Raw genomic sequence first — 26,255 nt, forward strand, 5'->3', positions numbered from 1 at the left:
CGCCGCCCAGTCCGCGGCCAACCGGTCTCGCGGCGACCGGCACGCCTTAGCTCAGCCGATCCGCATTGCTCAGCTGATCCGCGTTAGCCTTGCTGATGTCTCCGAAGCTGACCATCACGGCGATAGCACTCGACTGCCCGGATCCCATGGCGCTGGCCCGCTTCTACCAGCAGGCCACCGGACTCGAAATCGCTGACAACTCCACCGCCGATTTCGCCGGATTCATCGGTAGGGGCGGGCTCTTCATCGGCTTCCAGCGGGTCGCTGACTACCAGCCGCCGAGCTGGCCTGACCAGCGGGTCCCGCAGCAGTTCCATCTCGACTTTGCGGTCGACGACCTTGACGGGGCCGAAGCCATGGTGCTGGAGCTGGGCGCCACCAAGCCCGCCTTCCAGCCGGGCGGGGACCGGTGGCGGGTCTACACCGATCCGGCCGGGCACCCGTTCTGCCTGACCAGAAGCTGACCAGAAGCTGACCAGCGGCTGACCACCGGCAAGCCACCATAGGTACGCCGCAGGTTACCCCCCGTCCGCGTCGACGGATGGCCTGGTGCGGAGACTGGGGCATGGAGTTTCTCTGCTACCACTACGACCGGCCCGGCTCACTGCCGCTGCGTCATGAACTACTGGAAGAGCACTGGTCCTACATGGATCGGTACGCGGCAGAGATGATCGCCCGTGGTCCGACCTTCGGTGACGACGGTGAGACGCCCACCGGCAGCCTGCACATCGTCGACCTGCCCGACCCTGCCGCCGCCCGGGCGTTCGCCTTCGACGAACCCAACTACCAGGCCGGCGCGTACCGGGACGTGCTGCTCCGCAGGTGGCGCAACCTGCTGGGGCACACGATGTGGGACTTTCCCGGCGGCCGGACCGGCGGCAACCGGTATCTGGTGCTCGGCCTCGGCACGGGGCAGGCCGCCGACCTCACCGTGCCGGCCGACCAGGACGAACTGATCGCGTACGGGCCGTTGCTTTCCGACGACGGCAGCGCCTGGCTGGGCACCGCACTGCTGGTCCAAGCATCGGACCCGGACGCGGCGCGGGCCATCCTGACCGCCGACCGGTACGCCGGCATCGAGGTACACCCGTGGGAGTTCGGCGGGCGCCGGTAACAACCCGTTCGCGAAGCGTTCGGACGGCCCTGGCGTAACCCGATAGGACTCGGAGCACAACGGCTGGCAGGGCGGATCCGCTGCCGGATCGGGCCAGGTCGGACGCTGGATGGATCTTGTAGTGTCGCGCGGGTGACGACGACCCGCGCGGGCAGCGGACTGAGCCCCCGACTCTGGACGGCGCTGGTCGTCCTGGGGTTCGTGGGCCAGCTGGCCTGGACCGTGGAGAACCTCTACCTCAACGTGTTCGTCTACGACACGATCAGCGACGACCCGAACGTCATCGCCACCATGGTCGCCGCCAGCGCGGTCACCGCCACCCTGACGACCCTGCTGATCGGGGCACTGTCGGACCGGATCGGCCGCCGCCGGATCTTCATCGCCGGCGGCTATCTGCTCTGGGGACTGGCCACCGCCACCTTCGGCTTCCTCACCGTGGACGCGGTCGAGAACATCGCTCCGGCGGCCAACGTCGTACTGGTCACCGCGATCGCCGTCATCGCGCTGGACTGCCTGATGTCACTGCTCGGCGCAAGCGCCAACGACGCCGCCTTCCAGGCCTGGGTCACCGACGTGACCAAGCCCCACAACCGGGGCCGGGTCGAATCGGTGCTGGCCATCATGCCGCTGGTGTCGATGCTGGCCATCTTCGCCGGCTTCGACGGGATGACCCGCGCCGGACACTGGCAGCAGTTCTTCGTCATCATCGGGCTGATCATCGCGGCGGTCGGGGTAGCCGCCTGGTTCCTGGTGGACGACCATCCGGCCCTGACCAAGCAGGGTGGCGGCTACCTTCGAGCCGCTTTGCACGGTCTCCGCCCCCGGGCGGTACGGGAGAATCCCAGCCTCTACGTGGCCCTGGCTGCCTGGGCGATCTGGGGCAGTTCCACACAGGTATTCCTGCCGTATCTGATCATCTATGTCCAGCGGTACCTGAAGATCGAGGGGTACGCGATCGTCCTCGGTGTCGTACTCACCGGGGCCTCGATCGTCAGCGTCCTCGGTGGTCGGCTCATCGACCGGATCGGCAAGGTGCGGTTCCTGCTCCCGGCCGTCGCCATCTACGGCACCGGCCTGCTGCTGATGACCATCGCCCGGGGCATGGTCCCGGTGATCCTCGCCGGACTGGTGATGATGTCCGGCTTCATGCTCGTCGCGGCCCCGATCGGTGCCCTGGTCCGTGACCACACGCCGCCGGAACGGGCCGGCCACATCCAGGGACTGCGGATGGTCTTCGCCATCCTCATCCCGATGATCGTCGGCCCCTACCTGGGTGCCGCTGTGATCAAGGGTGCCAACGAACACTACGAGGAACTCGGCGTGGTCAAACAGGTGCCGACCCCCGCCATCTTCCTCGCCGCGACAGCCGTGCTGCTGCTGATCGTCGTACCGGCCGTGGTGCTGCGCAGGAGGGAAGCGAAGTGACCCAGGATCCGCTCACGCCATGGGGCGAGACACTGGACCCCGACAACGTCCTGCCCGAATACCCGCGACCACAACTGGTTCGGGACAGCTATCTCAACCTCAACGGCCGGTGGGCGTACGCCATCACCCCGGCCAGCAACGAGGACGAACCAGGCAGCAGGGAAAACGAACCTGGCAGCTACGAGAACGAGCCGGGCACGTACGACGGGGAGATCCTGGTGCCGTTCTCCCCCGAGTCGGTGCTCTCCGGCGTCGGGCGGCAGCTACAGCCGGACCAGACCCTCTGGTATCGCCGTACCCTCGCCCTGCCCGCCGACTTCGTACCCACCGACACACCGTCCCGGGTGCTGCTGCACTTCGGCGCGGTGGACCAGACCTGCCGGGTGTTCCTCAACGGCATCGAGGTCGGCAGGCACACCGGCGGCTACCTGCCGTTCCACTGCGACCTCACCGACGCCCTGCGCGACGGGGAGAACACCCTGGTCGTGGCGGTCCGCGACGTCAGCGACACCAGCCACCACTCCCGGGGCAAGCAGAAACTGCGCCGGGGCGGCATCTGGTACACCGCCCAGTCAGGCATCTGGCAGACCGTCTGGGTCGAGTGCGTGCCGGTCGTACACGTCGAACGACTCACCCTGACCCCGGCGCTGGCTGACGGGTACCTCGAGGTCACCGTACACGCGGCGCAGCCGGCGGCGGACGGTACGACCGACGCGGCGCACGGGACCGACGCGGCGGACGCCGGGCTGGCCGGGACCGACGCGGCACACGCGCGGGTCGAGGTCCTCGCCGACGGCGTTGTGGTCGGTGCGACCACCGCGCCCGCCGGGCAGCCGGTGCGCATCCCGATCCCGGACGTACGGCCGTGGAGCCCCGAGGACCCCTACCTGTACGACGTCACCGTCACCCTCGGCACCGACCGGGTACGCGGCTACGTCGGGATGCGGTCGTTCGGCGTCGGGCCCGACGCGGCCGGGGTGCCCCGGTTGCTGCTCAACGGTCAGCCCTACTTCCACGCCGGTATCCTGGACCAGGGCTACTGGTCCGACGGGCTGTACACCGCCCCGTCGGATGCGGCGATGGTGCACGACATCGAAACCATGAAGCGGCTCGGCTTCACCATGCTGCGCAAACACATCAAGATCGAGCCACTGCGCTGGTACTACCACTGCGACCGGCTGGGCATCCTGGTCTGGCAGGACATGGTCAACGGCGGCAGCAGCTATCACCCGCTGGTCGTCACCGCCCCGGTGCTGACCCCACTGCGGCTCGACGACCGACGACACGGCTGGTTCAGCCGGGGTGACGCCGAAGGCCGAGCCCAGTTCCGCACCGAACTGCGGGACACCATCGAGCATCTGCGCAACGCGGTCAGCCTGGCGGTCTGGGTGCCGTTCAACGAGGGCTGGGGGCAGTTCGACGCGGTACGCATCGCCGAGGAGGTCGCCGCGCTCGACCCGACCCGTACGGTGGACCACGCCAGCGGCTGGCACGACCAGGGCGGCGGTGACCTGCACAGCCTGCACGTCTACTTCCGTCCGTTCCGGGTACCCCGACGGCGGCCCGGCGACAACCGGGTCCTCGTCCTCTCCGAGTACGGCGGCTACAACCTGCGGGTGGCCGGTCACGCCTTCACCGACCGGGAGTTTGGCTACAAGCGCTTCGCCAGCGTCGGCGCGCTCGGGGCCGCCTTCAGTCGGCTGCACACCGAACAGATCGTCCCGGCCATCGCACGTGGCCTGAGCGCGACCGTCTACACCCAACTCTCCGACGTCGAGGACGAGCTGAACGGACTGCTCAGCTACGACCGGAAGGTCGTCAAGCTCCCCGAGGATCTGGTCCGCGAGGTCAACGCCACGCTCCGCATATAAGGGTGCACGCAAGAGTGTTAGGAAGGGCCCCTTCTTATGCAAAAAGCGATAAGAAGGGGCCCTTCCTAACACCAAAGCGGTTACCAGCGGTTGCGGGCCTCCTCGGCCCAGCCGACCAGCCCGTCCAAGTCGACGCGCTGACCGTCGTCGGTCTGCGCCCACCCGGAGAAGTGCCCGAAGCACTGGTGCGTCTCGCTGGCCACCACACCGAGGCTGGTCCGGGCGATCTTCTCGTGGAACGGGTGGAACTGCACGTCGGCCTGCTCGCCGCTGATCCGCCACGGCCGCAACCAGTCGCTGCGGTCGTACGTCCACCGCAACTCCTCACCGATCTTGTGCAACCGGCCGTCGACGAAGACCGCGTTCTCCGTCGTACCGGTGCCATCGGTCCACTTGCCGCCAAGCTGGATCGCCCTACCGCCGGGGCCGCTGCCCGCCGCCCAGTTCCAGGCGATCGAGTACGGCCACTTGCCCCGACCATGGTCCAGCACCGCGAACGAGTCGTCGGCGCTGATGGCGTACTCGCCGGAGGCCAGGCGTAGCCGGCCGCTGCACGGGCGGCCCACATCCTTGACCGTGTACTGGAACCGGTTCTGCCCCCACGGCACCACCACCCCGAGGGACTCGTGCCCCTCGGGCAGCGGGATCACCAGGTCCAGTTCGACGCCGGGGGCGACCGCCCGCAACGTGGAGCCGTCGGAACGCTGGTCGATGTCGATCCGCACCCCACCCCCGCGTACGACCACCGCACCAACCCCGCTGCGCTCGGGCAGTACGGCACCTCGCCCGAACGGAGCCACCACGTCCTTCTTGATCTCCGTACCGGAACTGCGGTCCAGCACGTAGACGCCGTGCAGCCCGGCGTAGTCCAGCGACGAGGCCACCAGCCCGATGATGTGGGTGGGCGTGACGATTCCCCAGTACTCCCAGCGCTTGGCTCGGCCCCAGCCGCGCAGGTTCGCCCGGTGCATCGGCTGCCGGGTCCAGCCGACCGCCTGGGGGTTGAGTCGCCCGTCGGGCAGGCAGAGGTCGACAGGCTCGGTGATCTCACGCTCATGTGTCGGCATGGCGAGAGGTTAGCCGCCCCACCAACCCCCTGGTCAGCAGGGAAGCACCGGGACGTGACTCAGCCTCGCGGGGACGTACGTCAGCCCCGCAGGGCGTCGTCGATCCCCGGCTCACGAGGGCCAAGGTGCACTGGGTCGCGACGGCTCAACACGTCGAAGGCGGCCTTGACGGCGGCCCCGTACTCCCGGAGGCTCCCCCACCGCCAGGCCCGGTCGAACCGGCTCACCGAGTCGTCGCCGACCCCGACGGCGGCCAGCCCCAGCTGCCGGCACACCGTCACCGCCCGACGGACGTGGAAACTCTGCGTCACCACGATCAGCTCCTGGACCCCGAAGATCTGCTGTGCGCGTACGCACGAGTCGTAGGTGTCGAACCCGGCATGATCCATCACCACCTTCGACTCCGGCACACCGTGCTCGACCAGCCAGCGGCGCATCGCCCCGGGCTCGTCGTACTCCCAACTGCCGTGGTCACCGGAGACCAGCAGGGCACGCACCTTGCCCTCGTCATAGAGGCGCTTGGCCAGCGCGAGCCGGGCCTCCAGGAACGACGACGGCGTACCGTCGTCGTACACCTGGGCGCCGAGCACCAACGCGACCGGGGCCGGCGGTACCGACTCGGCCGAGTAGACCCGACCCTCGGCCTCGGACCGGATCCACAGCGTGCTGGCGACGACCGCCCCGGACACCACCAGCAGGCCGGGGACGAGGACAAACACCAGACGGCGACCCCACCGCCTTAGGCCGGACGGACGTGTTGGGGTGGCCGGGCGACTGCCGGGTGCAGAATCCATCCGCTGATTCTTCCAGTACGGTCCACGTTCGGAGACCGGATGTGGAGGGCCGGTCAGGTGTCGTATTCCCCGTTCCACGGCGGATAGAACCCGAGCTGGTTCGGATAGAGCTCCACGTGCTCACCGCGCTCGCCGCCGAAGCAACACTCACCGTCGGAGCAACGCTCGCCGCCGGAGCAACGCTCGCCGTCAGAGCCACGCTCGGCGTCGGATTCGTCGACCAGGCCGAAGACGACGCCGTCGACCTCAACCGAGAAGAGCCGCACCGCGATGTCACCGAAGATCGGCTCCGGCAGTACGGCCAGCCAACCGGCCAGCACCTGCTCGGCCCGGTCGATGACGTCCTGCTCGCCCTGGGCGGTGGTGCCGGCGTACCAGATCTCCGACCCTCGGTGGTGACCGTCGTGGTCGAACCGGTGCAGCACCGCATACCAGCGCTTGTGCTCCGGCCAGTCGTCACCGATCCGCAGCCCCTCGGGGAAGGCGGCGGTGACACAGGCGAAGAACTGGCCGTCGGCGTACCGACCGATCTGGTCGGTGTGATAGCCGGGCTCGTGCATGATCGGAATCAGGTCAGGTACCGCCACGACGGTGGATCGTAGGCCCCGCCCCTGACACTCCGAACACTTCGGCGTGCCAGGGGCTCCTGGTCAGGGTCTCTGCGCGCCGTCTTCGGTCAAGACCTCACCCGAAGACGGCGGACGGTATCAGCCGAGGTGCCGGGCGAAGAACCGTACCGTGCTGTCCAGCTCGAATGCCGGGATCTCCGCATGTTTGCCGGGGTTCGCGTGCAGCGTCTTCTCCGCTGAGGCCAGAGCGTCGAAAAGCGCCAGGCCCTGGGCCCGCGGCACCCGCTCGTCGTCCCACTGCAACAGAAACTCGACCGGTACGGTGATCCGCGCGGCGGCCTCGGCAGCCCCCAGCGCCCCACCCAAGCCAAGCACCGCCGCGCGGACCCTGGGCTCGGCGGCAACGAACGGAACACCGAGCCCGCAGCCCAGCGACACTCCCCAGTAGCCCACCGGGCCAGCGCCGACGTGTTCGAGTTGCTGGACCGCGTCGAGGACCGCCTGCCATTCCGGAACGGTCTGGCGGGCTACCAGCGCCTGGAAACCAGCGATCAGTGGAGCCAACTCTGCTCCGGCTTCCACTCGCGCCTGGTTTTCAGTCGCGATCCGGTCGTACTCCGCGTTTTTCGGCCGGTCGCCATGGCCGGGTACGTCGGCCGCCACCACCGCGAAGCCACACTCGAGCACGAAGCGGCGGGCACGGAACACGACGCCAGGGGCCTTCTTGTGTTGACCACCGCCGTGTCCCATCAGGATGAGGGGACGAGTACCGACGGCACCTTCTGGCGTCCAGAGCACACCGGGGATCTCGCCAAGGGTGAAGAGCTGTTCAGAGACTCCGTCGGACGACGTCTCAGAGGTGAAACGCATAGCGCTCAAGCCTTTCGGGATGCCTTCTGCGGCACTCCCTAGGCCATGCGAGGGAGGAAGTGCCGACCTGTCATAGCGTTGATCGGTCTCACCTCCTCAGTTCGCAGCGGCGCACGGCGGCGCCGAACCTATCACACAGAACTTCACCCACGGCTGGACGATGATGTCGCCCGCTGATGCGGTGCTAGTCGCGCAGGGTGGCCCGTACGACTTTCCCGGGCTCCGGCCCGGCATGCGTGAGCATCCCACCGTCGGGGGCCCAGATCGCTGAACCGCCCGCTGCCTGGTCGAAACCGCCGCCGGTGGAGCCAGCGAAGCTCGCCACAGCGACCCACACCCCGTGATCGGCGATGACCCGCTGGGCCCGCTCGGCGGCCACGTGAGCGTCGCGGGCGTGATCGAGGACAGCGGCGACGTAGACATCCATGCCGAGCGCGGCGGTGGCCGCATCGTGCTCGGCGAATCGGGTGTCGCGGCAGATCGCCAGGCCCAGCCGCCAGCCGTCCACTTCGAGCACTGCTGGTCCGGTGCCGGCGCTGAACCGCGCCTCGGACTCGTGCACGTACACCTTCCGGTAGGCCATGCGCACGCCGGCTCCGTCGACGGCCAGCAGCGCGATGTACGCACGACCTGCCTCGTCAGCGACCGGGGCGCCCACCAGCGTCGTCGCCCCTGTCTCGGCGCACGCCTCGACGATCGGTGCCAGTCTCGGGTCGTCGACGGTGATCGCGGGCGCGTCCAGTTCGTACCCGGTCAGGGAGAGCTCGGGAAAGACCACCACCCGCGCGTGCGCCGCCCGGACCGCGTCGGCGTGCTGGGTCGCGTTCGCAATGACGTCGTACGCCACGGTCCGGGGTTGGGCAACGGCGATGACGAGCGGTTGTCGTGGCACGAGCACTCCTGCGGCTATCGAGAACCTGTCAAGCGTATTGGTCGAGTGATCTCTACGCGACGATACCCAGGGCAGATCGGACTTCGTTGGCGACCTGAGCGGCGAAATCGGCAGGTGGCGCGGCCATCCGGTTGTGCATGAAGGCAAATGCGAAGTCGTTCCTCGGATCTGCCAGGGCGATGCTGCCGCCGCTGCCCTTGCAGCCGAAAGCGGAGCGGCGACCACCCATCTCGGGAAGTCCGAGAAAGTAACCGAGCCCTTTGGGGATGGGCGCACCGAGGACGAGGTCGACCTCGGCGGTGGTGATCTCGGAGATTCGCGCGGTGCGTTGCGGTGAGATCAGGCGTACGTCCTCGACGTCACCCGTGAGGGCGGCGTACATGCGAGCGGCAGCGTGGGCGGTCATCGTGCCCGCGCAGGGAAGGTCAACGGCCAGGTAGTCGGCACGGTTACCCAGTTCGGCGCTGGGCTGGATCGAGTGCGGAGCCGCCTTGAAGAACAGCGAGTCCGCCGGCCGTCGAGCCATGGTCGTCACCCAGTTGCCGTCTTCCAGACGCGCCACCCGGTCGTGCTGCGTGGCGGGGACTCCGAAGAAGAGGTCATCGGCGATGCCGAGTGGACCGGTGACGTGCTCGTACAACACCTGGGCGATAGGTCGTCCAGTGACTCGCCGGACGACCTCGCCGAGGATGTAGCCGTACGTCAGAGCGTGATACCCGGTGGCGGTGCCGGGTTCCCACAACAGCGGCAGCTCGGCGATCCGGGCACACATGCCAGCCCAGTCGCCGAGGTCGTCGACCGTGATTTCCGCCGGTGCCTGCGGTATGCCGGCCGAGTGCGTGAGGACATGGGCGATGGTCACTCGGTGCTTGCCGCCAACGCCGAATTGCGGCCAGTACTCGGCGACCGGGGCCTTGTAGCGCAGCAGTCCTCGATCGGCCAGGACGTGCACCAGCGTGGAGGTCGTCCCCTTTCCGGTTGACCAGCTATTGAACAGAGTGTGGTGATCGACCAAGCGCCCGGTCGCGGGATCGGCCTGACCAGCATGGGCATCCACCACTGGTGCGCCCCGTAGATAGGCGGCGACTTGCACCCCGGTCTCCTGGCCGGTCTCGACCAGATGGTCGAGCAGCTTCTGCACCCTCGCCTGTGCGTCCATCGCCAAGGTTCTCCGTCCCCGTAGCAACGCACCGCAACCAGCACTGGCGCTGGCGCACGTTACGGTCGTTATCGGAAATGTTAATGGTGATAACTCGGGAGTGTACGATGCTCACGTGGCAACGCGAAAGCTTGATCCGCCGACCGTGGTCGACACCGCCCTGAAGCTACTCAACGAGGTTGGCCTCGATGGCCTGTCGCTGCGTCGACTGGCGCAGGAACTCGGCGTTCAGGGACCAGCTCTCTACCGGCACTTCGCCAGCAAGCAAGACCTGCTCCGGGCCATGGCTGATGCGATGTTCACCCCGGAAATGGCCATCCTTGAGCGGCCCCCGCCCCGGGCAGACTGGGCCGACTGGCTCATCGCTCGTTCCCGCGCGGTACGCCGGATCATGCTCTCCTACCGCGACGGCGGACGCCTCAAGGAGCATCTGCACAACCCGTCCGACCAGTGGCCAGGACTGGAACTGCTACTGCAGATGATGGAGGAGGCCGGCTTCGCCGTCGAGTCGGCGCTCTACGGCATCTACACGATCGGTAACCACATCCTCGGCTCAGTCATCGCCGAGCAGGAGATGCAGGCTCGACAGGAGCTACCGGCCGACCGTGCACAGATCGATCCCACCCGCTTCCCCCGAATCGCGTACGGGGCAGCCCTGCGCAGCCAAGGCCGGGACTTCGATCGGGAGTTCGAGTACGGCCTGCACCTCATCATTTCCGGGCTTCGCGCAGGCCTTGACCCCAGCAGCACGGAAGACTGACAGCCCAGGTCGGCGCAGCCGTACGCGATCACTTCCGGCACAGCGGTACGTCCGGTATCACCTCGTTGCGGTTGAGCACGTTGGCCGTCCCGCCAATGCCGCCCTCCGCCTCGATGGGTTTCGCGTCGAACACCCGGAGGAAGACGTTGATCACCTTGACCACGGCAGTGGGGAGTCGATAGCCCACGCCGTAGTCGGTGAAAAGGTTGAGCGTCGCCCCCCGGCATACCGTGATCGGGGCGCCCAGCGCCGAACCGATCGTCACCCCGACCGAGGCGGTCAGCCCGACGTACAAACCGGTGCTGAACCCGAATGCGCCGATCCCGACATGCATCCGCGCCTGGTACGCGAAGAGCAGGCCGTTGACGCCGACCGAGATGCCGGTGATCGAGTTGGTGAGGCTGTCCTTGACCTGGAATCCCGCTGGTTTCCAGGCGTCGAACGAACCGTTCTCGTAGCCGAAGCCAAGCTTCCCGCCGAAGGCGTACGTGGCCTTGGCCTGGATGTTGCCGTTCTTGGCGGAGAACGCTGTCTGGATGGTCAGCGACTGGTTCACCGTGGCCGAGAAGGGCACCCCGAGGAACGTGCCCAGGGGTACGGCGAAGTCGACCGGGATCGTGATCCGACGGTTGATGTTGTGGCCCGCTCCGAGCGCACTACCGCCCTCGACCTCGAGCCGCAGCCCAGTACCACCGGTTATCTCGAACTTCGCCTTCTTGATCGAGCCGTTGTCGATGACCAGGTCGAAGGTGCCGGATGGCCTCTCGAACATCAATTCGAGCGTGCCGACCAGCCGAATGCCGTCACTGTCGTAGGTGAAGTGCAGGCCGATGCCGGTCGCACAGCAGGTCGGGGTCACGTTGAACTTCCCGGCGGGGATCTGGGCCGATTTCGACTGGCCGGGCAGCCGGCCGCCACCACCACTACCACCGCTGCCATCACCACTACCGCCACCGCTGCTGCCGGGCCCCGGCTCGCTCTGCTCGGTCTCCTCGGTTTCCGCCCAAAACGGCTCACCAGCCGGGTTGGCAACCACCGGATCACCGGCCGGGTTGGCGACCATCCGATCGAACGGGATAGGCCGGTCACTGGTGAACCGGCCGTCCCGGATCACCTCGGTGATTTCCACCGGTCCGATGGTCACCGCCAGGTCGTCGCCGTCGGGTCGTACATCGATCACCCGCCCCACCCCGCGACCGGTGATGAACATGACCTTGCCCTGGGCGAGTTCTCCAGCCCGTTTGGCGCGCGGATCGATCCGCCAGGTCAGCCCGTCGGCGGTCACCGAACGGACCGACCGGCCACCGCCGCCCACGATGACCACGTCCGGTTGGTACGTCACCTCCCGATGCGCTGCCGGCGCCTGCCCATAACGCCGATCGGCCTCGGTGACCGGGGCGTCGCCACCGGCCCGGTCCTCCGACCGGTCGTCGCCGCAGGCCGTCGCGCCGAGCAGCACGGCGACCGAGGTCGCCGCTGCCAGCAGGCGTCGACGGGTCAGAAACTGGGGCTTGACCATGGCACCTCACGACCGAGTCTCGTGACACTGAAGTAGCACTTGAGTGACGTTGGGCTGGCGCTGGATCAGATTCGGCTGACGACCTTGCGGGCCAGATCCTCGAGCGGCTTACGGTTTTCCGCCGGGTCGTTCAGCCGGACCAGGCGGATCGACACCCACTGGCCGGACTTGTTGATCCACACCGCTTCAAAACTGGCGTACGCCTCGTCCCCGACCCCGGCCAGCGGACGCAGTTCGTGCCCGAGGTCCCGCTCGATGTCGAGGTACTTCTTCGCCCCGTCGCCGACGAAGACCTCCACCTGGGCGGTCGGCCCGGTCACCGGACCGGTGTAGGTGCAGGTTTCTCTGACCCGTACGGCTTCCTGAAGTGGAGTGCCGGCCAGGTGTTCCGCCTCCTGCTTGGACACCAGGGCGCACGGATCGATTTCGGACTGGGCCGCCGCCTCGGTGGGCTCGGCATCAGCCGTGGCACCCGCGTCAGCCGTGACAGCGACGGTCGGCTTGGGTGCATCACCGCCTGTCAGACCGCTCCCGTCCGGACTGCCGCAGGCGATCAGCCCGACAATCACCGGCCCGGTCAGTCCCGCCAGCATCGCAGCCGACCGGATGCGTACTCGCCTCATGGGTTGGGTCCTTTCCTGGATGGTCCCGGGCTGTGCGGTCAGATTCGGCTGCGGACCAGGCCGACCAGTCGGACAGCGGCCGGTCGGTCGGAGTTGCTGGTGACGCTGGTGACCACCTGGATCTCGCAGGCCCGGTTTCCCACCACGAACTCAGCGACATTGCCGGGGGCGAATCGGATACCGTCCGGCCCCGGCTCGGTGGTGCCGTAGGCGGAGACCTCGGGCAGTTGACCGTCGGCGGCGGTGCCGGCGGAACCGATGCTTACCGTGATCGAGTGGTAGTTCTCCGCGTTCTCCCACGTGCAGACGCTTTCACCAACGCCGTCACCCGGCCCACCCCCGTCGTTGGACCCGATGATCGCGGTGACTTCGGCTGCGGTAAGCAACGTGCAGGCATCCACCTTCTTCCCGCCACTGGGTGTCCCATCGGACACCCCGCCGGGTGCCCCGGCAGAAGCACCTGCCCCGTCGGCACCGCCGCTGCGGGTCTGAACGACCGGCTTCGTCGTACAACCTGTCGCGACGAGCGCCACGGCCAGCATCATGACAGCGATCCGGCGGCGAACGCCCGCCCGACCACGATCGTCTGGTTCACTCGTCGACATCGGATCCACCACGATCGGGGTGTTCGTCATCTCCAGCCTCCGAAGTCGTGCCACGGTCAGGGTCGTACGGAAAAAGCAAGATCGCCGGGCCGAGCCGGTCGACCCGCCAGCCTGCGGTGCTGGCCACGGCGGCAACCGCCTCCTGGTCCGCGCCCTCCACCAGGGCCAACACCACTTCGTCGGCGGGCAGCCGCACCGCGCAGACCAGCCGGGTGTGTGCTGTGGTCAGTGACGACAGCAGCGCCATCGGTGCCTCGCCAAGGCCGTCGTAACGCTCAAGGGCGAACAACCGGCCGGTCATACCTCGAAGCTAGGGGCGAATCCACCGCGACGAATCGGGGGTTTCCCTATCCGTCGACCTCGGGCAGGCTGGCCATCACCGCGCCCAGTTCGGCCCGGCTGGAGATGCCCAGCTTCCGATAGACCCGGGCCAGGTTGGCCTCCACGGTCTTCGGGCTGATGAACAACTCGTCCGCGATGACCCGGTTGGTACGCCCCAGCGCGGCCAGCCGGGCCACCCGGGCCTCGGTGGCGGTCAGTTCCAGCGGGGCGGAGGTCCGCGCACCAACCCGCGTCAACTCCGTACGGGCACGCTCCTCGAAGGCCGTCGCGCCGAGCGCGGCGAACTCGGCAGCGGCGACGGTGAACGCCTCGCGGGCCTGGCGTTTGCGGCGAGCTCGACGGTGGACCAGCCCGGCGACCAGCAGACAGCGGGCCCGGTCCAGCGGCAGCACATCCACCGGCAGCTCGGCCCGAGCCGCCGCCAACTCGTCGAGTGCTGTCGCCGGGTCGACGCCTGTGGCGCTGGCCAGCAGTGCCCGGCTGCGGGCCAACCCCAGCCTGGTCCACGGGCGGGGCAGCCGTTGGTGGCGCTCGACAAGCCGGTCCAGTACGACCGCCGCGGTGTCCAGGTCGCCTGCACCGACACAGGCCTCGATCCAGTCCGGTTCGAAGCGCAGCGCCAGCGGCTCGACCAGTCCCAGGGTGTCCGCTGTCGCGGCCAGCCGGCCGTACCCAGCTGCCGCTTCGCCGAGCCTGCCGGCGCAGAGCGCGACGAAGGCGGCCAACTGCTGGTTGATCCGCCGGCACCAGGCGTCGTCCAGTTCGTCTGCCCGCCGCAGACCGGCCTCGGCCAGCTGCCCGGCCTGCGTCAACCGACCCCGGTAGGCGTCCAGCAGCCCGGCCAGCCACGTCTCACCGACCAGGCCGGTGCCCAACTGCTCACCCAGCTCGCGGGCTGCGGCTATGTGCCCCTCGGCGGCGGCCCATCGACCGGCCAGTAGCTCGGTCTCGCCGAGATGCATGATGAACTCGTGCTGCGATGGCTCATCGCCTCGGGCGGTCGCCTGGTGCAGCATCCGGTGCAGCCGTACCCGCGACCGCTCGTGCTCGTCGATCGACCGCCACCAGATCGCCGGAATCGTCCCGGCCAGCCAGGAGGGTTCGTCACCTTCCAGCGCCAACGCCCGGTCCAGCAATTCGGTACGGGCCGGACGGCCGGTGCGTACCTCGTTGAACATGAGCAGCAGCAGCGCGTCGGCCAGCAGTGCCCGGTCGTCGTCGCTGGTGGAGAGCAGCCGGACAGCGGACTCGGCATCGCGTCGGGCCGGCTCCGGAGCATCCTGGAACAGACTCAGGTGGGCATGAAGTCGCCCGGCCAACGCCGTACCGTCGGGTGCCGCCGCCAATCCGCGGGCCGCAGCCGACACGGCCATCTCGGTATCGTCGGCGCACCAGGCCACGATCGCCCGCAGCAGCAGCGCCTCGGCGCGCAGTGCACCGGTCGTCTCGTTGGCCACGGCGTCGGCGGCTCGGCCCGCAGTGGAATAGTCGCCACTGTCGAACTGGCACCGGGCAGCGGCCAGCCGGCGACGTCTGCGCTGCTCCACCTCCGCCACCGGGGTCAGCTCGGCAGACCGTTCGTGCAGCTCAGCGGCGAATTCGGGAGCGCCCCGGGCGCGTTGCCGGTCGGCTGCCTCGGCCAACTCGCGGGCGACAACGGCGTCGGGTTCGACCGTGCAACGGGCGAGGTGCCGGACCCGCTCATCCGGTTCGGCAACCGCATCCGCCAGTTCGCGGTGCAGCCGACGGCGTACCCCGGGCGGTATGCCGGTCCGCACCGCGGCCGCGTACACCGGGTGGGTGAACTCGACCGTCGTCGGCGTCACAGCCAGCAGACCGGCTTCCTCGGCCGGGTCGAAGGCGACCGGGGAGACTCCGGCCGCAGTGAGGTCGCGCAGGGTCGGGCTGGTGCACAGGGCCGCCAGCCGGACAGCGTGCCGGCTGGCTGGCGGCAGCGCCGTCAAGGCGTCGGCCAGCAGTTGCTGCATCGACGACGCGACCGGCAGGTCCTCACCCGGCAACGGCAGCCGAGGTAGCCGCAGAATGGCCCGTCCCAACTCGATCGCCAGCAGCGGATTGCCGCGTGAGTGGTGGGCGATCCGGGCCAGCAACGGGCGGCTCAGCGTGGTACCGAGTCGGGCACGCAGAACATGGTGCAATGCTCCGACGCCCAGCGGCGCCAGGGTGATCCGGGTGAGTGGACGACCATCCGGGTGCTGGTCGAGACCGAGCGGCGCCGCCGGCAGGGCCGGTTCGGTCGTTCGGCTGGCCAGCAGAATAGTGACCTGCGACGCTACCCGTCGTAGCGCGAACCGCAGGGCCCGCTCACTGGGCGGGTCGAGCCAGGGGGCGTCGTCCACCGCGATCAGCACCGGTGGGCCATCGGCTGCGCTTTCCAGCAGCGACCGTACGGCCGCACCGATCGTCCGGTCGTCGACGACGACGTCCGGGGTGTCCGAGGCCAGCAGCACCGCCTCTGCCGCCACCTGCTGCGGCCGGGGTAGGTCGGCGGTCCGCGCTGCCAGCGGGCGCAGCAGATCGGCGAGTGCCGCGAACGGCATGACCATCTCGGATTCCGTTGGTGCGCAGGTCAACACCGTCCAGCCTCGACGGGTGGCGTCAGCCACCAGCGCCTGCCAGACCGCTGTCTTCCCGATACCGGCTGGCCCGTCGAGCAACACCGCCTGGCGGGCGAGGAGTGCCTGCCAAGCTTCATCGAGTACGGCGTCCCGGCCGGCAATCGTGCCGTCCACCCCGTCATCATGGCGAACCCCGTCGACATGGAGCTCGACGGGGCTGATTGCCGAACTTCAGAGCCGCGCGCAGGCCACGTCAGTCATCAGGTATCCGCCCCGGGTTCTGCCGCGACGCGCTGGTCCACACTGGTCCAGATCCGTGCTGAGGCTGTCGCCCGCCGACGGCTCGTATACACCAGATGGATGAACATCGCGCCCACCATGCCGGCCACCCCGGCGGCCACGACGATCCACCAGGCCACCCCGATCTGCCGTACGGCCAGCCCGACGCCGAGACCGACGAGCGCACTGTTGACCAGGCTGACCGTGCCGGAGAGGCTGGTCAGGTCACGGGTCCACCGTCCGCCCGGCGGCCGGCCCGGGAAGGCACCGGGATCATCGAGTGTCCGCAGGATCAGGTACGGCCCGACGTCGGGGGCCCGCCGCACCAGGTACGTGCGGACCGTGTCGATCGCCACCGAATAGAGCCGGGTGCGGTTGGCGAATTCCACCTGACGTACGAAGACGGTCAGTCCGAGCAGCAGCACCAGCGCGCCGAGGCCGATGACGGCGCTGGTGTTCGCCGCGCCCGCACCGCCGCTGGTGATCAGGCCACCGGAGACCGCGGTGGCCGCCGAGGCCACCACCAGAAAGAAGTTGAATCGGGCGGTGGCCTGTTCGGTGTTGGCCCGAAGCGCCTCGCGTAGGTGCTCGTACTCGGCCAGCGCCACGGTCAGTGCGACATCTGGCTCGTCGGCCACGGCCCCTCCCCGCTCTCGCCAGTCGTCGCGAGCGTAGTGAGGCCGTGCCACGTTACCCGTCGCTGTCCCGCCTCATCAGCCACTATCCAGACGAACAAGTAGATAGGTTCAGGAAAGCGACAAAGACCTCAGATGTCGTTGTTCCACCCTCGCTTGATCGCCGTAGCCGTCGTCGGTGCCCCGACGGCGCGTACCGTCCACAGCCGGGTGGGCTCCGGGTGATCCCGGAGCGAAATCGCGGTGCCCACCCCGAGCCGGCGATCGTCACGTACCCAGGCCACCAGATGCCGGTTGCCACTGACCAATTCGAGTTGCACCATCAACCGATCCTGGACCACGCCAGCCATGGCAACCCCTTCCGCCTCACGATCGTGACCGGTGGGCGTATCGCACCCGGACCAGTCATCGGACCCGGCAAGAATGCGGGCCGCAAAACCCGAACGCAACGCATTTCAATTTCCCGAGAGACAGGACAGGCGTTGGAAAATATGCGCGACAGGCGCGTCTGATTGGGGCGGACGCAGGGGCTACCCGACAATCAGGCACGGGGCTACCTGGGGGTTGAGCACGTACGGGCCACTGGGAATCAGGCACGTACAGGCATGGTTGAACAGGCTGGCGTCGACCACCGGCACCCGGTGCCGAACTGGGCTGCCGGGTTCAGCGATCGGTTCGGCAGAGCCGGAGCACGACAGAGTTGCGAGGTCGATGACATCGTGTCTGACCCGCCGACTACGCTCGCCGGAGCGTCCTGTGGGTCGTTTAATGACAGATCCGCCGGAGTCGCACCGTACCGGCCAAGACGTGGGAGTACGACCAGGTGACTGCACAGCCCGAGACCCTGTACGGGGCCGACGACCTCACCCATCTGGAGGGTCTCGACGCCGTCCGGAAACGACCCGGAATGTATATCGGGTCCACCGACAGTCGGGGCATCAACCACCTCGTCAACGAGATCCTGGACAACGCCACCGACGAAGGGGTGGCCGGGCACGCGACCCGGGTGGAGGTAACCCTGCATGCCGACGGCTCGGTGCAGGTGGACGACGACGGGCGGGGTATCCCCACCGACGTCAACGCCAAGTCCGGGCTCTCCGGCGTCGAACTGGTCCTGACCCGGCTGCACGCCGGCGGCAAGTTCGGCGGTTCCGGCTACAAGACCTCGGGCGGCCTGCACGGCGTGGGTGCCTCCGCGGTCAACGCCCTCTCCCGGCGCTTCGACGTCACCGTCCGACGGGACGGCAAGATCTACCAGATGTCCTTCCGGCACGGCGTGCCGGGCGTGTTCGACGGGCCTGAGCCGGATGCCGACTTCACCCCGGAATCCGGGCTACGGGTCATCGGGAAGACCGGCCGTGGCCAGGCAAGTGGCACCTCGATCCGCTACTGGTACGACGCCCGCTACTTCGAGACCGGCGCTGCCCTGGACGTCGAGGCGGTCCGGGCGAAGCTACGCAACACGGCGTTCCTGGTGCCCGGGGTCAGCTACCGGCTCGTCGACGCCAACTCCGACGAGGCGGCCGAGTCGGAGGTCTTCCACTTTCCCAACGGGCTGACCGACATGGTGGACTTCCTGGCCCCGTCCGGGGAGAAGTCCGTCAGCGGCACCCTGCTGGTCACCGGCGAGGGCACCTACAAGGAGAACGCCGCCGACGCCAACGGTGTGATGCAGGCCAACGTGGTCCGCCGCGCCGAGGTGGAGATCGCCTTTCGCTGGGGCACCGGCTACGAACGCACCGTCGAGTGCTTTACCAACACCGTCCGCAACGCGCATGGCGGCACTCACCGACGCGGGTTCGAGCGGGCCGCCGTACGGACCCTGACCGAGGCGATCAAGAACACCCGTGGACTACTCAAACCCAAGGACGAGCCGCCGACCCTGGAGGACGTCCTGGAGGGGATGAGCGTGGTGATCCACGTACGGATCCCGGAACCGCAGTTCACCTCGCAGACCAAGGACGAGCTCTCCACCGCCGGCATCACCAAGGTCGTGCAGAACCTGGTCGAGCAGCACCTCAAGGCGTGGCTGGACGACCGGCGTTCCCGGGCCGAGGCCCGTACCGTCCTACAGAAGATCGTCGACGCCGCCAAGGTGCGGCTGACCCAGAAGCAGCAGAAGGACGCCGCCCGGCGCAAGACCGCGCTGGAGGGCGCGTCGATGCCGGCGAAACTGGTGGACTGCCGCGCCACCGGCATCGACCGCAGCGAACTGTTCATCGTCGAGGGCGACAGCGCGTTGGGCTCGGCCCGACTGGCGCGGGTCTCGGAGTACCAGGCACTGCTGCCGATCCGGGGCAAGATCCTCAACGTGCAGAAGGCCAACCTCCAGCAGGTCCTGGACAACGCCGAGTGCGCGGCGATCGTGCAGGTCATCGGGGCGGGCTCGGGGCGTACCTTCGATCTGTCGGCGATGCGGTACGGCCGCATCCTGATCATGGCGGACGCCGACGTGGACGGCGCGCACATCCGTACCCTGTTGATCACCCTGTTCGCCAAGTACCTGCGTCCGGTGATCGAGTCGGGTCGGCTGTACGCGGCCATGCCGCCGCTACACAAAATCACGACCAAGGGCCGCAACGCGCAGACCATCTACACCTACACCCAGGCCGAGATGGTCAGCACGGTCGCCCGCCTGGAGCGCTCCGGCAAGCAGATCGTGACGCCGATCCCCCGGTTCAAGGGCCTTGGTGAAATGGACGCCGACGAGTTGTGGGAGACCACGATGAACCCGTCCACCCGGGCCGTCCGGCGGATCACCATGGCCGACGTCGAGGCGGCGGAGCAGGTCCTCGAACTGCTCATGGGCGAGAAGGTCGAACCCCGCAAGAACTGGCTGATCGAGTCGGCGGGCCGGGTCGACCAGGAGACCCTGGACGCCTGATGAGCATTCCTCCCGCATTCCCCGCTCCCGTCGTAGAAAGCGCTGAGTGATGGCACGCCGCAAGGGCACGCAGTCCCGGGTCGACCTGTCCGCCTTCGACAAGGCGGGGGCCCAGGTCTTCGACAACCCGCTGACCACCGAGGTCGAGGACTCCTACCTGGAGTACGCCTTCTCGGTCATCCATTCGCGGGCCCTGCCGGACGCCCGGGACGGGCTGAAGCCGGTACACCGCCGCATCCTCTACTCGATGAACGAGCAGGGACACCGGCCCGACCGGGGCTACGTGAAGTCGGCCCGGGTCGTCGGTGACGTCATGGGTAAGTACCACCCGCACGGGGACACGGCGATCTACGACGCCATGGTCCGGCTTGCCCAGGACTTCTCCCTGAACGTGCCACTCATCGACGGGCACGGCAACTTCGGCTCACCGGACGACGGGCCGGCCGCGGCGCGGTACACCGAGGCGCGGATGTCGAAGGAGGCGATGCTGCTCGTCGGCGAGCTGGGCGAGGGCACCGTCGACTTCCGCCCCAACTACGACGGTTCGCTCACCGAACCCGCCGTACTGCCCGCCGCCTTCCCGAACCTGCTGGTCAACGGCACCTCGGGCATCGCGGTCGGGATGGCCACCAACATGATCCCGCACAACCTCGGCGAGGTGGTCGCGGCGGCCCGGTGGCTGATCAACCACCCGGACGCCACCCTGGACAAGCTCATGGAGTTCGTCCCCGGTCCCGACCTGCCCACCGGCGGGATGCTGCTCGGCCTCGACGAGGTACGCAAGGCGTACGAGACCGGTCGGGGCGTGGTGCGGATGCGGGCCCGGGTCGAGACCGGACCGCTCGAGGGCGGCCGGGGCCGACAGGCCATCACCGTCACCGAACTGCCCTACGGGGTGGGCGCGGAGAAGGTGATCGAGGCAATCACCGACGAGGTACGCGGCAAGCTGATCACCTCCGGTCCGCGCAAGGGTCAACGCCAGCCGGCCCGGTTGCAGGGCATCGCCGACGTCAAGGACCTCACCGACCGGGAGAACGGCACCCGGCTGGTCATCGAGTGCAAGGTCGGCGTCAACCCGCAGGCGCTGCTCGCCGACCTCTACCGGCTCACCCCGTTGGAGCAGTCGTTCGGGGTCAACAACCTGGTGCTGGTGGACGGTCAGCCGCGGACCCTGGGCCTCAAGGCGCTGCTGGAGGTCTTCCTCCGGCACCGCTACGAGGTGGTGACCCGGCGTACGGAGTTCCGCCGCAGCAAGCGCCAGGAGCGCCTGCACCTGGTGGACGGTCTGCTGATCGCCCTGCTCGACATCGACCGGGTGGTCCGGCTGATCCGGGAGAGCGAGAACGTGCAGGCCGCCAAGGACGGCCTGATGAGCCGGTTCAAGCTCTCCGACATCCAGGCCACCTACATCCTGGACACCCCCCTGCGCCGGTTGACCAAGTTCGACCGGCTGGAGTTGGAGACCGAGCAGGAGCGGCTACGCAACGAGATCGCCGAGTTGACGACGATCCTGGACGACGAGCGCGTCCTGCGTAAGGTCGTCTCCAGCGAACTGGCGGCGGTCGGCAAGCAGTTCGCGGCGGAACGCCGTACCACCCTGATCGACGGTGACCTGAAGGAGGTGCTGGCCGCCTCCGCGCCGGCCGGGCCGCTGGAGGTCGCCGACGACCCGTGCCAGGTGATCCTTTCGGCCACCGGGCTGGTCGCCCGGACCGCCGCCGAGTCCGAGGAGTCGACCGAGGGGCGGCGGCGCAACGGCCGGGTCAAGCACGACACCGTACGGGCGATCGTCCACGCCACCGCCCGGGGCCAGGTGCTGCTGGTGACCAACCAGGGACGAGCCTTCAAGACCGACGTGCTGCCGCTGCCGGTCCTGCCCGAGCAGGCCGGGACCGTGTCGCTGCGGGGCGGAATGTCCACGGCCGAGCTGCTGCCGCTGCAACCGGGCGAGCACGTCGTCGGCTTGGCCCCGCTGGGCGGTACGGATACACCGTCGCCCGGCTTGGCCCTGGGTACCCGGCTCGGCGCGGTGAAGGTCTGCGCGCCGGAGTGGCCGGTACGCGCCGACGAGTTCGAGGTCATCGGCCTGAAGGAGGGTGACGAGGTGGTCGGGGCGACCTGGCTCACCGACGGCACCGAGAGCCTCGTCTTCGTCAGCTCCGACGCCTCGCTGCTCCGGTTCGCCGCCTCGATAGTCCGGCCGCAGGGCCTCAAGGGCGGCGGGATGGCGGGGATCAACCTCGGCTCCGACGCGGAGGCGGTGTTCTTCGGCGCGATCCGTACCGACGATCCGCAACACGGTGAGCCGATGCTGGTGACTTCCAGCGGGCGCAGCGTCAAGGTGACCCCCTTCGCCGCCTATCCAGCCAAGGGCCGGGCGACCGGCGGCGTGCGGTCGCAGCGGTTCCTCAAGGGTGAGGACCGGCTGGAGGTGGCCTGGATCGGGCCGCGTCCGGTGGCGGCGACCCGCACCGGTGAGCCGATCGACCTGCCGGAGGAGGACCCGCGCCGGGACGGTTCCGGGGTGGCCACGGTCGTGCCGGACATCGTCGGTCACCTGATCGAACGGGACTGACCCAGCTGGTAGGCCGGTAGTCGTCGCGCGCTGCGAAAACGGCCGAAGGGTGTTGAAGTCGGTTTATGTCGACCGACTTCAACACCCTTCCGGCATTCCGGGACAGTCACCGTCACCGGGGACGGTCGCCGGGCCTGGTCAGACGCGGGTGATGCGTACCGCGTCCGCGACGACGTAGCCGGTGCCAGTGGTCCACCGGCTCACCCCCACCTTGTCGCCGGTACCGGCGGCCAGGGTGAACACGCCGAGCGAGACCCATTGACCACCGTTGACCCGCTGGTTGACGCGTACGGTCTGGTTGCCGCTGGTGGTGGCGACGACGTACGGGGTCGAGTCGTTGTAGCCCGAGTCGGCGGGATACCAGACCGAGACCTCGTACGAGCCGGTCTCGGGCAGGGTCGCCTTGTACCAGGCGGCGTCGCTGGCGGAGACCGGCGTGGCGTAGCGGTAGTCGACGCCCATCCGCTGACTTGAGTAGGCCGACGTGCCCCAGTTGGCGCTTGCCGTGAATGCGCCGCTGGTGGTGTTGTCGACCGTCACGGTGAACTGCTGCGGCGGAGTGGTCGTGCTGGTCGAGACGTCGAGGTAGTCACGGTCGATGTAGATCTGCACGCCGCCCCAGGTCTCGTAGCTGTCCCCGGTGTACTGGTGGATGCGCTGGTGGTTGGCGTAGTACCCGCTCGGGCAGTAGTTTCCGGTGTTGGTGTCGGCCACGCCGTTCCACCAGCCGAAGAAGATGTGGTCGACCCGGGTGTACCGAGAGTCGTTGTAGGCGTTGCACAGGTCCAGGACTCCGGAGGAGCCACTGGAGTACATGCCGGAGAGGTAGCCGAGCGCGTGCAGCCGCTCGGTCCAGCCGGAGAGGTACGACAGCACGGCCGCCTTGCACGACTCGGTCGAGGGGTAGTGCTCGATGTCGTTGTAGATCGCGCTTCCGGCGACGATGCCCAGCGCCTTCGCCGCGTTCACCGCAGCGGTCGCCCGCGTCGCGCCCTGGGACCGGGCGGTGGCCGTGTCGTACGACATCTTCGGGGTACGCGTGCCGCACGGCGCCTGGTTGTCCAACTCGATGGGGATCAGGTGCCAGCCGTTGTTGATCTGGTTGGTCACCCAGGTCGCGGTCAGGTTGGCCTGCGTGCAGGAGCGGCTGCCACCACTGATGTAGATGCCGACCGCCCGGTACGGCGAGCTGTTGCGCCAGGTGTTCATGGTGGACTGCGAGGGCGCGGTGCAGGTGTCGAAGCCCTTACCCGTGTAGGTACCCGGTTGGGGACTGGCTGCCGCTGCTGCTGCTGCCAGTGAGACGGGCTTCGTGGCGGTACGGACGGTGTCCAGGGAAACCGGTGTGGCGTCCCGGCCGAGGCTGGCGGCCGCCAGGATCCGGCGCACCGTCTCCGCCGTACCCTGGGTGTGCTCGGCGGTAACGAGCACACCTGCGTCGGGTACGGCGACCTGGATGGTTCCGTCGCGGGAGACCAGCGATTCGGCAGTGGCCCCGCCTTCGGCGGCTACCGCGGTCTCCGCCGTCAGTCGATCGGCGGTGACCCCGTCAAGCGGCTCGATGACCAGTCCCGCCGTCCGCCCGACGAGGTTCGTCGGACACCAGGGCTCGGCACTGGGATGGCCAAGGTAGACCGCCGGTTGGTCGAACCGGACGCACGCGTGTGGATCGCTCGACAGATCGACGATCCGCCAGTCGGCGGGTACCGCCACGCGGTAGCCGCGGTAGTCGACGGTCTGTTGATCGGACGGGGCTGACCAGGCTGGGGTCACCGCCGCCGCCGTACCGACGATGGCCGCCGCCAGGCTGGCCATGAGCCTTCTTGTTCTCACTCGCTACCTCACTTGGGGGAAAGTTTTGCATGAGGGTGCCACAGTGCAAGTTTTTTACCATCGACGAGCAGCCGATAGCCAGAGAAAGGGTTCAATTCGGCAGGACGGCGTCCGCGCCCACGCCGAAGGTGCGATGGACGAACTTCTGTCTTGTTTCCGACAGTTAGACTACGATCGCCATCCATGAACAGGAAAAAGGCCGCCTGGTTCGGCCCCCGGCAACTGGCGATAGCCCTCACCGTTGCCCTCGGAGTGGGCCTCTCGACGGTGGCGGTGACGGCGTCGGCGGCGACCAGCCTGACCGTGGCGCAGGCGATCAGCACCCAGAACGGCAGCTCGGCCACAGTGGCCGGCTACGTCGTCGGGCAACCGACGGCCACGAACACCGTCCTCAAGACCGGTTTCACCGGGGACACGGCGATCGCCATCGCCGACGTGGCGACCGAGACCAGCACAGCAAAGATGCTGTACGTCCAGATCACCTCCGCCTACCGGAGCACCTTCGGACTGCTGTCCAACCCCGACCTGATGGGCCAGCAGGTCACCGTCACCGGCACGCTGACGGCGTACTTCTCCCATGCCGGGCAGAAGAACCCGACGGCGATGAACCTGGGCTCCCCCACGCCGACGCCCACCACGCCGGCACCCACGCCAACTTCGACGCCGACCACTCCCCCGGACGGTGGGTACGACTCGACCTACTACCGCAACGCGATCGGCAAGACCGGGACGGACCTCCGCACCGCGCTGAACGGCATCATCAAGGTGCAGACGAAGCTCTCCTACGCCCAGGTCTGGGATGCGTTGAAGAGCACGGACGAAGACCCGAACAACTCGAGCAACGTCATCCTGCTCTACACCGGACGCTCACAGAGCAAGACGAGCAACGGCGGCAACCCCAACGACTGGAACCGCGAGCACGTCTGGGCCAAGTCGCACGGTGACTTCGGCACCGCCACCGGCCCCGGCACCGACGTCCACCACCTGCGGCCGACCGACGTCTCGGTCAACGCCGAACGCGGCAACAAGGACTTCGACAACGGCGGCTCCCCGGTCTCCGAGGCACCCGGCAACTACACGGACAGCGACTCGTGGGAACCACGCGACGCGGTCAAGGGCGACGTCGCCCGCATGATCATGTATATGACGATCCGGTACGAAGGCAACGACGGCTGGCCGAACCTGGAGATGAACCAGCTCGTCAACAACGGCAGCGCGCCGTACCACGGCCGGCAGTCGGTGCTGATGCAGTGGCACCAGATGGACCCGCCGGACACCTTCGAGAAGCGCCGCAACCAGGTCATCTACGACCAGTGGCAGCACAACCGCAACCCGTTCATCGACCACCCGGAGTGGGCCACCGCCATCTGGGGCAGCTGAGGCGTATCCGTTCTGCGGGTCGGTGCTGCCCACCTGGCACTCCGGCCCGCCGTACCCGATCAACGTCGCCGCCGTATCACGCCTCGATGTCGGCCGACCCCGCGCCGGGGCCTACACCACGAGCCCACGACTCGGTGTAGCAGTTCGACTCATATCTGAGAATCGCGTACGCCTGGAAGTCTTCGGCCGAGTCGCGGGTGTACAGGTCGAAGGTGTGCTCTTCGCCGTCTGCGGTCCGCAGGTCGAGCAGGCCACCGGTGTAGCCACGATGGAAGTGCGCCGCGACAATATCCTCAAGATCGAACTCGACGCCCTGGATCGTGAACTTCCGTCCCATTGGGCACCACGCTCCGCAGCCTCGATCCGCCCAGTGCTGGCGCTCATTCTGTCAGGCGCCGAGCGCTCGCCGTGACCGTGCCGCATGCCTGCTCTGGCGTTCAGTCGAGTGCCCTCCAGAGGCATGGACGGTCAGACACTGTT

General features: G+C 68.2%; 23 protein-coding genes. 8 read left to right on the top strand and 15 right to left on the bottom strand.

Features of this window, described 5'->3' with window-relative positions; all coding sequences use genetic code 11:
- The first annotated feature begins 95 nt into the window (after positions 1 to 95).
- The 4 genes from ACWDV4_RS12920 to ACWDV4_RS12935 all read left to right on the top strand — a co-directional run bounded on the left by ACWDV4_RS12920 (position 96) and on the right by ACWDV4_RS12935 (position 4,410).
- Complete coding sequence (locus tag ACWDV4_RS12920) at positions 96 to 464, top strand: VOC family protein (RefSeq protein WP_449977648.1); 369 nt, start codon at positions 96 to 98, stop codon at positions 462 to 464.
- 101 nt (positions 465 to 565) lie between these two features.
- Positions 566 to 1,114: a YciI family protein gene (locus ACWDV4_RS12925; RefSeq protein WP_449977651.1), complete on the top strand. Its 549-nt coding sequence runs from the start codon at positions 566 to 568 to the stop codon at positions 1,112 to 1,114.
- Positions 1,115 to 1,246: 132 nt separating this feature from the next.
- Positions 1,247 to 2,539: an MFS transporter gene (locus ACWDV4_RS12930; protein WP_449977654.1), complete on the top strand. Its 1,293-nt coding sequence runs from the start codon at positions 1,247 to 1,249 to the stop codon at positions 2,537 to 2,539.
- A complete protein-coding gene (locus tag ACWDV4_RS12935) occupies positions 2,536 to 4,410 on the top strand; it encodes a glycoside hydrolase family 2 protein (RefSeq protein WP_449977657.1) in 1,875 nt (624 codons plus the stop codon). The genes ACWDV4_RS12930 and ACWDV4_RS12935 overlap by 4 nt, the downstream gene beginning before the upstream one ends.
- Positions 4,411 to 4,490: 80 nt before the next feature.
- On the opposite strand, the gene ACWDV4_RS12940 is transcribed toward ACWDV4_RS12935, so the two are convergent.
- The 6 genes from ACWDV4_RS12940 to ACWDV4_RS12965 form a co-directional block, all read right to left on the bottom strand.
- Positions 4,491 to 5,477, bottom strand: coding sequence for a DUF2804 domain-containing protein (locus ACWDV4_RS12940; RefSeq protein WP_449977660.1), 987 nt, complete (start codon positions 5,475 to 5,477; stop codon positions 4,491 to 4,493).
- An 80-nt stretch (positions 5,478 to 5,557) separates the two neighbouring features.
- A complete protein-coding gene (locus tag ACWDV4_RS12945; RefSeq protein WP_449977662.1) occupies positions 5,558 to 6,196 on the bottom strand; it encodes a SanA/YdcF family protein in 639 nt (212 codons plus the stop codon).
- A gap of 128 nt (positions 6,197 to 6,324) precedes the next feature.
- Positions 6,325 to 6,858: a hypothetical protein gene (locus ACWDV4_RS12950; protein ID WP_449977665.1), complete on the bottom strand. Its 534-nt coding sequence runs from the start codon at positions 6,856 to 6,858 to the stop codon at positions 6,325 to 6,327.
- A gap of 120 nt (positions 6,859 to 6,978) precedes the next feature.
- Positions 6,979 to 7,710 carry a dienelactone hydrolase family protein gene (locus ACWDV4_RS12955; RefSeq protein WP_449977668.1) on the bottom strand — a complete coding sequence of 244 codons (732 nt, stop codon included), beginning with the start codon at positions 7,708 to 7,710 and terminating at the stop codon, positions 6,979 to 6,981.
- 184 nt (positions 7,711 to 7,894) lie between these two features.
- On the bottom strand, positions 7,895 to 8,608 hold the full coding sequence (locus ACWDV4_RS12960) for a carbon-nitrogen hydrolase family protein (RefSeq protein ID WP_449977671.1): 714 nt from the start codon (positions 8,606 to 8,608) through the stop codon (positions 7,895 to 7,897).
- Between the two features lie 46 nt (positions 8,609 to 8,654).
- Complete coding sequence (locus ACWDV4_RS12965; protein WP_449977674.1) at positions 8,655 to 9,761, bottom strand: serine hydrolase domain-containing protein; 1,107 nt, start codon at positions 9,759 to 9,761, stop codon at positions 8,655 to 8,657.
- Between the two features lie 115 nt (positions 9,762 to 9,876).
- Here ACWDV4_RS12965 and ACWDV4_RS12970 point away from each other — a divergent pair, with 115 nt between their 5' ends.
- Positions 9,877 to 10,521 carry a TetR/AcrR family transcriptional regulator C-terminal domain-containing protein gene (locus ACWDV4_RS12970; protein ID WP_449977677.1) on the top strand — a complete coding sequence of 215 codons (645 nt, stop codon included), beginning with the start codon at positions 9,877 to 9,879 and terminating at the stop codon, positions 10,519 to 10,521.
- A 28-nt stretch (positions 10,522 to 10,549) separates the two neighbouring features.
- Here ACWDV4_RS12970 and ACWDV4_RS12975 read toward each other — a convergent pair whose 3' ends face one another.
- From ACWDV4_RS12975 to ACWDV4_RS13005, 7 genes are all read right to left on the bottom strand, one after another.
- Complete coding sequence (locus tag ACWDV4_RS12975) at positions 10,550 to 12,040, bottom strand: hypothetical protein (protein WP_449977680.1); 1,491 nt, start codon at positions 12,038 to 12,040, stop codon at positions 10,550 to 10,552.
- A gap of 65 nt (positions 12,041 to 12,105) precedes the next feature.
- Entirely contained in the window at positions 12,106 to 12,663 is a 558-nt protein-coding gene (locus ACWDV4_RS12980) for a hypothetical protein (RefSeq protein WP_449977683.1), read from the bottom strand.
- A gap of 38 nt (positions 12,664 to 12,701) precedes the next feature.
- On the bottom strand, positions 12,702 to 13,298 hold the full coding sequence (locus ACWDV4_RS12985; protein ID WP_449977686.1) for a hypothetical protein: 597 nt from the start codon (positions 13,296 to 13,298) through the stop codon (positions 12,702 to 12,704).
- Positions 13,255 to 13,569, bottom strand: a complete 315-nt coding sequence (locus ACWDV4_RS12990) for a hypothetical protein (protein WP_449977689.1) — start codon at positions 13,567 to 13,569, stop codon at positions 13,255 to 13,257. Before ACWDV4_RS12990 ends, ACWDV4_RS12985 begins: the two co-directional genes overlap by 44 nt.
- A 46-nt stretch (positions 13,570 to 13,615) precedes the next feature.
- Positions 13,616 to 16,363: an ATP-binding protein gene (locus ACWDV4_RS12995; RefSeq protein WP_449977692.1), complete on the bottom strand. Its 2,748-nt coding sequence runs from the start codon at positions 16,361 to 16,363 to the stop codon at positions 13,616 to 13,618.
- 86 nt (positions 16,364 to 16,449) lie between these two features.
- Entirely contained in the window at positions 16,450 to 17,106 is a 657-nt protein-coding gene (locus ACWDV4_RS13000) for a hypothetical protein (protein WP_449977694.1), read from the bottom strand.
- 128 nt (positions 17,107 to 17,234) lie between these two features.
- On the bottom strand, positions 17,235 to 17,426 hold the full coding sequence (locus tag ACWDV4_RS13005; RefSeq protein WP_449977697.1) for a hypothetical protein: 192 nt from the start codon (positions 17,424 to 17,426) through the stop codon (positions 17,235 to 17,237).
- A gap of 500 nt (positions 17,427 to 17,926) precedes the next feature.
- Between ACWDV4_RS13005 and ACWDV4_RS13010 the strand changes: the two genes are divergently transcribed.
- Together ACWDV4_RS13010 and ACWDV4_RS13015 are read left to right on the top strand one after the other, a co-directional pair.
- Complete coding sequence (locus tag ACWDV4_RS13010; protein WP_449977700.1) at positions 17,927 to 19,987, top strand: DNA gyrase/topoisomerase IV subunit B; 2,061 nt, start codon at positions 17,927 to 17,929, stop codon at positions 19,985 to 19,987.
- Between the two features lie 49 nt (positions 19,988 to 20,036).
- Entirely contained in the window at positions 20,037 to 22,562 is a 2,526-nt protein-coding gene (locus tag ACWDV4_RS13015; RefSeq protein WP_449977769.1) for a DNA gyrase/topoisomerase IV subunit A, read from the top strand.
- 138 nt (positions 22,563 to 22,700) lie between these two features.
- On the opposite strand, the gene ACWDV4_RS13020 is transcribed toward ACWDV4_RS13015, so the two are convergent.
- A complete protein-coding gene (locus ACWDV4_RS13020) occupies positions 22,701 to 24,395 on the bottom strand; it encodes a glycoside hydrolase domain-containing protein (protein WP_449977703.1) in 1,695 nt (564 codons plus the stop codon).
- Positions 24,396 to 24,578: 183 nt separating this feature from the next.
- Here ACWDV4_RS13020 and ACWDV4_RS13025 point away from each other — a divergent pair, with 183 nt between their 5' ends.
- Positions 24,579 to 25,775, top strand: a complete 1,197-nt coding sequence (locus tag ACWDV4_RS13025; protein ID WP_449977706.1) for an endonuclease — start codon at positions 24,579 to 24,581, stop codon at positions 25,773 to 25,775.
- A gap of 76 nt (positions 25,776 to 25,851) precedes the next feature.
- Here ACWDV4_RS13025 and ACWDV4_RS13030 read toward each other — a convergent pair whose 3' ends face one another.
- Complete coding sequence (locus ACWDV4_RS13030; RefSeq protein WP_449977709.1) at positions 25,852 to 26,112, bottom strand: hypothetical protein; 261 nt, start codon at positions 26,110 to 26,112, stop codon at positions 25,852 to 25,854.
- Positions 26,113 to 26,255 lie beyond the last annotated feature (143 nt).

The sequence above is a fragment of the Micromonospora sp. NPDC003197 genome (assembly GCF_053590565.1).